8 protein-coding genes (1 of these 8 cut by a window edge) are annotated in these 8,768 nt (G+C 60.4%); 6 read left to right on the top strand and 2 right to left on the bottom strand.

All coding sequences use genetic code 11. The features are described 5' to 3' along the window. The 3 genes from P5689_RS12490 to spt all read left to right on the top strand — a co-directional run. On the top strand, positions 1 to 1,688 hold the 3' portion of the coding sequence (locus P5689_RS12490; protein ID WP_023979235.1) for a fatty acyl-AMP ligase. Its footprint begins 52 nt before the window's first position; the window shows 1,688 of its 1,740 coding nt (coding positions 53–1,740); its start codon lies off the left edge, out of view; it ends in the stop codon at positions 1,686 to 1,688. Positions 1,689 to 1,836: 148 nt separating this feature from the next. Next, positions 1,837 to 2,088, top strand: a complete 252-nt coding sequence (locus P5689_RS12485; protein WP_023979234.1) for an acyl carrier protein — start codon at positions 1,837 to 1,839, stop codon at positions 2,086 to 2,088. A 5-nt stretch (positions 2,089 to 2,093) separates the two neighbouring features. Continuing rightward, entirely contained in the window at positions 2,094 to 3,287 is a 1,194-nt protein-coding gene (spt, locus tag P5689_RS12480) for a serine palmitoyltransferase (protein ID WP_035444171.1), read from the top strand. A gap of 79 nt (positions 3,288 to 3,366) precedes the next feature. Here spt and P5689_RS12475 read toward each other — a convergent pair whose 3' ends face one another. Together P5689_RS12475 and P5689_RS12470 are read right to left on the bottom strand one after the other, a co-directional pair. Next, on the bottom strand, positions 3,367 to 4,332 hold the full coding sequence (locus P5689_RS12475; protein ID WP_023979232.1) for a hypothetical protein: 966 nt from the start codon (positions 4,330 to 4,332) through the stop codon (positions 3,367 to 3,369). Next, a complete protein-coding gene (locus P5689_RS12470; protein ID WP_285533390.1) occupies positions 4,325 to 5,284 on the bottom strand; it encodes an acylglycerol kinase family protein in 960 nt (319 codons plus the stop codon). The genes P5689_RS12475 and P5689_RS12470 overlap by 8 nt, the downstream gene beginning before the upstream one ends. A 167-nt stretch (positions 5,285 to 5,451) precedes the next feature. Between P5689_RS12470 and P5689_RS12465 the strand changes: the two genes are divergently transcribed. Genes P5689_RS12465 through P5689_RS12455 form a run of 3 tightly spaced genes read left to right on the top strand, consistent with a single transcriptional unit; the run spans position 5,452 to position 8,668 of the window. Next, positions 5,452 to 6,387, top strand: a complete 936-nt coding sequence (locus tag P5689_RS12465) for a metallophosphoesterase (protein ID WP_285533388.1) — start codon at positions 5,452 to 5,454, stop codon at positions 6,385 to 6,387. Then, positions 6,387 to 7,577 carry an LptF/LptG family permease gene (locus P5689_RS12460; protein WP_023979229.1) on the top strand — a complete coding sequence of 397 codons (1,191 nt, stop codon included), beginning with the start codon at positions 6,387 to 6,389 and terminating at the stop codon, positions 7,575 to 7,577. The genes P5689_RS12465 and P5689_RS12460 overlap by 1 nt, the downstream gene beginning before the upstream one ends. Continuing rightward, the gene (locus P5689_RS12455) at positions 7,574 to 8,668 is read left to right on the top strand and encodes an LptF/LptG family permease (RefSeq protein ID WP_285533387.1); all 1,095 of its coding nucleotides are present in this window, start codon (positions 7,574 to 7,576) and stop codon (positions 8,666 to 8,668) included. The genes P5689_RS12460 and P5689_RS12455 overlap by 4 nt, the downstream gene beginning before the upstream one ends. Positions 8,669 to 8,768 lie beyond the last annotated feature (100 nt).

The raw sequence follows: 8,768 nt of genomic DNA, 5'->3' as shown, positions 1-8,768 counted from the left end.
ACGGCGATTTTCCGACGTTCAGCGCTGCCCTGGATTATGCGGCGCAGGGAACGGCGGGGTTCAACATCTATAATGGTCGCGGCCAGCTCATCGAGGCCCTGCCCTACCGCGTCCTGCGTGATCAGGCGATTGACACAGCCCATCGCCTGATCGGCACCGGGCTCAAAACCGGCGACCGCGTTGCCATCGTTGCGGAGAGTGACGGTGATTTCGCACGCATCTTCTTCGGTTGTCAGTACGCAGGCCTTGTGCCGGCGCCCCTCCCCCTTCCCATCGCCTTTGGTGGTCGCGAAGCCTATATTGGCACGTTGCGGGGCATGGTGAGCGCCTCTGGCGCACGCGCCGTTGTTGTGCCGGAACTGATCGGTTCCTGGACGCAGGATATCATCGAAGGGCTCGATCTGGCCTTCGGCGGTTCTCCAGCCGAATTGCTGCAAAGACCGGCTGCAAGCGAGCCGCTGCCGGTTATCGATACGAATGACCTGTCCTATCTTCAGTTTTCTTCGGGCAGCACGCGCTTTCCGATGGGTGTTGCCGTTACCCAGTCGGCCGGGATGGCCAATGCCCGGGCTATCGCCCGTGACGGCCTGCAAGTAACCGAGACAGGTGATCGCTGCGTATCGTGGTTGCCGCTCTATCATGATATGGGGCTCGTCGGGTTCTTCCTGACGCCCATGACATGTCAGCTCACTGTCGATCTGCTGCCCACGCGTGAGTTTGCTCGTCGCCCGCATGTCTGGCTCGATCTGATCAGCCGCAATCGCGGGACGATCGCCTATAGCCCATCCTTTGGCTATGAGCTTTGCGCGCGTCGTCCGGTCTCCGGCGATCTCGATCTTTCCTGCTGGCGTATCGCCGGCATCGGCGGAGATATGATTCGCCATCATATCCTGGAGACGTTCTCCGAACGCTTCGCCGCATATGGGTTTGACGGTCGCGCCTTCGTTGCCAGCTATGGCATGGCTGAAGCCACCCTCGCCATCAGCTTCGCGCCTCTCAACACAGGCATCGCAACCGATACGATCGACTTGCGCACGCTGGAGACCGAAGGCGTAGCGCGCGCATCCAACGATCCTTCCCATGCTCTTCGCACTTTTGTGCTTTGCGGCGTCGCCCTGCCAGAACACGATGTTCAGGTGCGCAATGCCAAGGGCGACCTGCTGGAGGAACGCCACGTTGGTATGGTCTATGTTCGTGGTCCCAGTCTGATGCGCGGCTATTTTGGCCGTGATACCGAAACGGCTGAAGTGCTTGATGACAAGGGATGGCTCAACACGGGTGACCTTGGCTACATGCTCAACGGGCAGGTGGTCATTACAGGCCGCGCCAAGGACCTGATCATCATCAATGGTCGCAATATATGGCCGCAGGACCTTGAGTGGTCGGCTGAGCACGAAATCACGTCCCTGCGGTCACGCGATGTCGCTGTGTTTGCCGTTGAAGAGGAAGCTGGCGAACGCGTTGTGGCACTCGTGCAGTGCCGTGCGACCAATGACGACGACCGCGCTCGCCTGCGCGAGGAGACGATGGGCCTTTTCCGTCGCCAGCACGGCGTTGATGTAGACGTCATTCTCGTGCCGCCTCATACCCTGCCCCAGACATCGTCTGGCAAGCTGACGCGAGCCCGGGCAAAGGCCATGCTTCTCGCTGGTCAGTTCGAGACCATGACCAGCAGCACCGCAGCCTGACAAACATGCCGGAGCCTCATCCAAGGTTCCGGCACCTCGTTCAGGGCTTCGGAGAAACTGCCCCCTCTGGCCTTCCTTTCAAGCCTGACGCATAAGACGCTTCATCTGGGGTGCTTGTCACCCAACCGCCAAAAGCCGGAGAATTTTGATGACCGATACGGTCGCCTCCATCACTGCGATGATCATCGACAAGCTTCTCGCCAATCCGAAGGTGCCACGCGACATCAACGGTGACAGCAAGATTGTCGAAGATCTCGCTTTCGACTCACTGGCCGTCATGAATTTTGTCATGGAAATCGAGGATGAACTCGATGTTTCCGTGCCGCTAGACAAGCTCGCCGACATCCGAACGATCCACGATCTTGCCGTGTGCCTCTCAAGCCTGAAATCGGGTGGTTGATCCTCGTGACCGATATTTTTGCCAAATATGCAGGCCTCAAAGCCGCCGCCGCTGGTCTGACCGCCAAGTCGCCGCGCAACCCGTTCGGTGTCGTCATCGATCACCCTGTCTCGGCGACGGTCGGCCTGATCGAAGGGCGCGAGACACTGCTGTTTGGGACAAACAACTATCTCGGCCTGAGTCAGTCCCGTGCCGCGGCAGAAGCCGCAATTGAGACGGTCAGGCGCGAGGGCGTTGGCACGACAGGTTCACGCATTGCCAACGGCACCTATGCCCTGCACCGCAAGCTGGAAGCCCGTCTGGCTGAAGTGTTCCGCCGCCGTCACTGCATGATTTTCTCGACGGGATATCAGGCCAATCTCGGCGCGATCTCTGCTCTGGCAGGCAAGGACGACATCCTGCTGCTCGATGCGGACAGCCATGCTAGCATCTATGATGCGAGCCGCCTCGGTTACGCCCAGGTCATACGCTTCCGCCACAACGACCCGGCTGATCTCGACAAGCGCCTGTCGCGCCTGAAAGACCACCAGGGCGCAAAACTCGTTGTGGTCGAGGGCATCTACTCCATGACCGGCAACGTCGCGCCCATGCGCGAATTTGCCGAGGTCAAGAAGAAGCACGGCGCCTATCTCCTGGCAGATGAAGCCCATTCCTTTGGTGTGCTTGGCGAGAACGGACGCGGCGTGGCTGAGCGCGATGGCTGCGAAGACGATGTGGATTTCGTGGTTGGCACGTTCTCCAAGTCGCTTGGCACCGTGGGCGGTTACTGTGTTTCGAATCTCGAAGGGCTGGAGCTTATCCGTCTCTGCTCACGTCCCTATATGTTCACGGCGTCGCTTCCGCCAGAAATCATCGCCTCCACACTCGCCGCGCTGGATGAGATGCAGGCCCGCCCCGAACTGCGCAAGCAGCTCTATGCCAATGCCGAGCAGCTTAATCATGGCCTGCACAAGCTGGGTTTAAAGACCAGCCCGCATGTCAGCCCGGTCGTTGCCGTAACACTGGAGACGGTGGAGCAGGCCCTTGCTTTCTGGAACCGCCTGCTCGAACTGGGCGTCTATGTAAATCTTTCACTGCCGCCCGCGACGCCGGACGAGCATCCGCTGCTGCGTTGTTCTGTCATGGCTGTTCATACGGCTCAGGAAATCGATAAGGCACTTGCCGCCTTCGCTCAGGCCAAGGCAGAGATTCTGGGCTGAAGATCGTTCACCACGGCGTTAAAAAGGGAGGCCAGTCTGTCACTGGCCTCCCTTTTTTTATCTCAGCGAGCCTTTGGCGTCAGCCCTTCATCCCCTTGAGGAAGATCCCTCTGGCCCGCCACAACAGGCTAGGCAGGCAGATGAGCGGGTGACGCGCCTCGAAGGGCGAGAGTGCAAGACGAAAACCGCTATGTCGCTCGATTTTCCACGCGAGATAGGTCGCCCCATCGCGGAAAGTGAAGGCCGCCTTTACCAGACGAGCGATATTACGCCATCGTCCGCGTCGCGCCATGCGGGCCCAACGTTTGCCGGCACGGATCCGGGCAAGTCTAGTCAATCGCGGCCTCAACTGGCCTTCCCGCTCGTCGAATTTCAGCTGGCCTAGCGTCCATGCATCGCGTGTGAGAGCTGCATACCGGCTTTCGAGCCCCTGCATGATGGTTGAACCACGGCTCTCATGCTCGACCCGCAATTCGGCGCGATAGGTCCGACTGAAGAGAATGCGCCACCACTCGGCGGGCGCATGCGTACCCTCACCCAGACGTGCGGCCCAGCCAGAAGCGGTCACAACGGCACGGCGCAGCACATCGAGAAGTGCCTCGGCGGAATCCGCATCGCGCACCCAGACAAGCCGTACAGGCTGGCAGAAGCGCGCCCAGAGCGTTGTATCCTGAGAACGTGGCGAAACACGGGAACGGAATTGCGCCAAGGTAATCAGCGCGACCTTGGCCCGCAAAATCTGACCCTCAACCTCATGCTCGGCATAAAACACATTCGGTGGAAGCAATGCGTTGCCGAGCAAGGCCAATGGAGGAGCTGGCCAGTCTGACAGGCGCTCGAGCACGATATAAAAGTCAAAAAGCCCGTCAGGATCGAACTGGCGCAGCCCCGAACCGTAGAACAGGACCCCGAGCGGGCGCGTGGTCCCGAGTATATGAGCCACCAGCTGGTGGATACGCGGGTCAACCAGGGTTGTCAGTTCGCCAATCAGCGTCCGGTCAAGCAGGGTCTCGGTCTCGACCGGACGTGCCGCATGGTCAGTCATGCACAAAGCCGAACTGGGGCCCTTCGGAAAGAAGGATACGATGTTCTGCTCCGGGCGCAAAGCGCTCACCATCGAGCACGAAATCCCCCGCGCAGGTCAGGACCATTTGGCTGGCGCGTCCGCTCATGTAGTCTCCGCTCTGGCGCAGCCACGAAGGAGCGCGCCCCCGCAGCAGCGACCAGGTCGCCTGAAGCAGGCGGCGGGGATGATCGGCCACATGCAGATAGTGCAGCCCTTCGGACCTCGCCTTGCCGCTGTTCCAGAATGGCCAGATGCCCAGATCCAGCTTTTGCAGCGCGGTCGAGAGAAACAGGAAGCTCTGACCGTCAGCGAGGGTTTCGCCATCGCCCTCGAGCGCGAAGCGATCTCCCGTCAGCCAGGTCTCACGCTGCCGGCGCCAGAGCAGGCTGCCGAACGCGCCCACCAGCGTAACGGCCACAGCGAGATTATGCGGCGCGTAACGCAGCACATGCGGGGAATGGGCTATTGCAATGGCACGCGCATAGCCGGAACTGCCCTGAAACATGCCAAGGCGCGCTTCATGCTCGTTTTCCGGCCATGAAATCTTGAGCGGGCGTCGATTGGTGCGTGGAAGCACGTCGCCATGGTTCCAGAGCTGGCGCAGGGCGGCGATCCCGCGATGCGTGAACCCGACGTCACGGGCAATCAGATTGGTGTTGCCGGACGGAAAGATGGCGAGATCAGGCAACGCGCCTTCCGGATAGGCGCGCATGACGGCCGTCATGACGTCGCTGACTGTTCCATCACCGCCATTGATCGCAATCAGCCGGACATTGCGTCGCGCGAGATCCTCGACCATCTCGGTCATCTCGTCATGGGAAGCCGGGACAAGAAACCCCTCCCCCAGAAGCTGATGCGCCTGTCTGGCAAATTTCCTGCCATCGCGCCTGTTCTTGCGACTGCGTGGATTATGGATCAGGGCTAGGCGCACGGCAGTATCATTTATGTTACGGTCAATCCTCTGGCCCGACGCAACTTCGGGCGTCCGCCTTGCGCGGCGCCATAGCATGACTTACGCAGCGGGACCAGAAACCGATTGGTCATTTTTGGATTTTGCCGGTATCGGCCTTTGACCTGTGGTGACGAGGAGAGAGGCAGATGACCGGAAACAGCGATACGTCACCAGTGGTTCTGGCCCATCTGTCGGATGTTCACCTCCCCCCGCCTGCCCCCCTGCCGTCATGGCGTGCTTTCACGAACAAACGCGCCCTGAGCGTCGCTTCCTGGAAGCGCCACAGGGTGCATCGCCACCGACCCGAGCTTGCGACTATCGTGCGCGAGGATATCGTCGCCGCCGCTCCGGATCTCGTTCTCAATACGGGCGATCTGACCAATTTCGGACTGCCGGAGGAATGCGCCGCAGCGGCTGACTGGCTCGCCTCCATGCCGGCCCGGACGCTGGTGGTGCCCGGCAACCATGATGCAATGGTCCGCTCGAATTGGCCGGACCATGCCGGGTTATGGTCAAAGTGGATGGAAGACACCGACGAGACCAGCTTTCCGTATTGCCACATCCACGGCAATGTGGCGGTCATCGGGCTGAATTCCGCAATCCCGACACCACCCTTCATGGCTTGTGGGCGCATCGGCAAGACGCAGCGCGAGAAGCTGGCTCAACTTCTGGACGAGACAAAGATTCTTTGCCGCGTGGTCATGATCCATCATCCGCCACGGGCCGGGCTTGTTCCGTGGCGCAAATCCCTGCTCGATCACAAGGCCGTTGCTACAGTCATCGCCCAGCACGGAGCCTCGATTGTCCTTCACGGACATTCGCATGACGCTACGCTTGCAACGGTCCCGGGCAGCGAAATTCCTCTAGTTGGCGTTCCATCAGCATCCCTGCTGTCCTCACGCCCCTGGCGCCAGAGCGGCTGGAACAGAATCGCCATTACTCCCACGCAGGAAGGCTGGACCATCGACCTGCAAACCAGACAGTTCACGAGTGATACCGGCTGGCGGTGCAGCCGCCATCGGCGCTGGCAGCAACATCCGGAACAGCATGGTCAGATCATGAAGGCGAATGAGCCAAGATAATGCGCCTCCCCCATTTTCCCACGCTTGATCGCTATCTGCTGGCCCAGCTCGTTCCCCCCTTCGTGGTGTCGCTGGCGGCGGTCCTCGCCGCACTGCTTCTGGAGCGGCTTCTCGTCCTGTTCGATGACCTCGCCGCGGAAGGCAGTTCCCTGGCGACCTTCGTGGCCCTGCTGACAGATCTGCTGCCGCATTATCTGGGCCTCGCCCTGCCTGCTGCCCTGTGTGTGAGCGTCTTCCTGATCATCCGGCGCATGAGCGACAACAACGAGATTGACGCCCTGATGGCGAGCGGCGTTTCGCTTTTACGTATCGCTCGCCCCTATATGTGGACCGGCGTTGCGGTCGGCTGCGGCAGTATTCTGCTCTACGGCTATATCCAGCCAGTTGCTCGCTACGATTTCCGCTCAGGTTTCTATTACGCGGCTCATTCGGGTTGGGCCCCCCACCTGCAGGCTGGCATGTTCGCGACAACAGCGGATGATTCCATGCTCACCGCCGATCGCGTGACCCGTAACGGTACCGTCCTGCATGAGGTGTTCATTCGCCAGAGAGAGCCTGATGGCGCCGTCAGAATCATCACCGCCCATCGCGGGCTGATCACCGCCGTGCCTTCCCTCAAACAGACACGCCTTGACCTGTGGGATGGGCTGATTGTCTACGACCCGCGTGATGGCAGCAACAAGGCCACACAGACCCGCTTCGACCACAGCATGAAGGTGTTCGACCAGAGTCATGATACGGCGGTCTTCCGCTCGCGCGGCATTGATGAGCGTGAACTGACCCTCGTGGAGCTGGCAACCCGGCTCGAGGCGTCCCATCAATCCGACAACCAGAACGGAAATGGTGGCATCACCCGCTCGAGCCTGCGTGCGGAGCTCGATTTCCGTCTTGCGCGTGCGCTTGCCATACCGTTCATCCCGCCGCTCGCTGTAGCGCTGGCGATTGGTGCCAAAAGACGGCGCCCGATCATCGGGCTGATCGCCCTTGCCCTCGTACTGGTCGGGTTCGACCATACGCTGCAATTTGGTCACGGTATGGTGGCAACGGGCAGAATGCGCGGCTTCTACGCCATATGGCTGCCCGAGATCGCCTTCTGTACGATCTGCCTCGCCTCAATTTTCAGACGCTCGCGTGGATCGTGGCGACGCCGCAAGGCCATTCCGCTCGGCCCGGCAAAGGCCACATCATGATCCCGCTCAATCCATCGCGCTCCGTGCTTCTGATGCATCTGACCAGAAGCTTCATCGGGCGCACACTGATCTGCGGGGCCATACTCGTCTCGATGATGGAGATCCTCGGACTCCTTGAGATGACGACGCCCATACTGGAGCGCCATCTTGGTGCCCTTGGGCTGGTCCGTTATGCCCTGCTGAAATTACCGGCCCTGACCGTACAGACCCTGCCACTCAGCACCCTCATCGGCGCGTTGTTCATGCTTATGCAGATGACGCTTGCAAGCGAGATGGCCAGTCTGCGCGCCGCCGGTCTGTCGACCACAAGGCTGCTGACACTCCTATTGCCCTCCATAGGCATCATCAGTGTCGCGGGGATTCTCACACAGGAAATCATCGCGCCACGCACCGAGCTTTCTCTCGCGAAATGGTGGAACCAGACCGATCCGAAAGCTGCCGGAAGCGGTCATGGTTTCTGGTTTCACGCCTCGGGCAATGTCATTCACATCGACAGCTTCACAGAAGGCGGTCGCCGTATCCAGAAAATCGCGGTCTACCACCGCGCCAATGGGGGTGATCTGACCGCTACGGATACCGCACCGGAGATGGTTTACGACACCTTCACTGGCTGGCGCGCTGCCTCGGTGCGCAGCCTCGTCCTGAAAAGCAACCGCGTGGAGACCACCTTGCGGCAGGACGTGTCGCTGCTGCCAGCCCGCGTGACACCGGATACGCTGATCCAGCTCTCGCAGTCCTATCCGGTTCTTTCCTGCTGGTCGCTATGGACCATACTGCATCGTGGCGGTGCCTCCAGCCTGCCTAAGGCCACCTATCGCATGGCGCTTTTTGCGCCTTTCACCCTGCCGGTTTCGCTTTGCGCCATGCTGTTTCTGGCGCTGCCTGTCATCTATATTCCCCCCCGCACAGGCACCCGTAGCCTCCTGCCCATTGCGGCGCTGGCTGCGGGTTTTGGTTTCATCGTGTTGCAAGGCCTGATACAGGCTCTTGGCAATGCGGGGACCTTGCCTGCGTTAATTGCCGTCACGGCGCCTCCCGCCCTGGCATTCCTCCTTGGAGGGGCATGGATAGTGAAGATGGAAGAGAAATGAGTACGTTCAATTCTGAACACTCGGAAGGCTTCTGGCGCGCCTTCTGGAACGCCCGGAAAAACCAGGGCTCACTCCGCACGGGACGAAGCTTCGATCTGGG

It is taken from the genome of Asaia sp. HumB (assembly GCF_030263835.1).
GTDB classification, from domain to species: domain Bacteria; phylum Pseudomonadota; class Alphaproteobacteria; order Acetobacterales; family Acetobacteraceae; genus Asaia; species Asaia bogorensis.
This window is presented reverse-complemented; position numbering and strand designations above follow the sequence as displayed.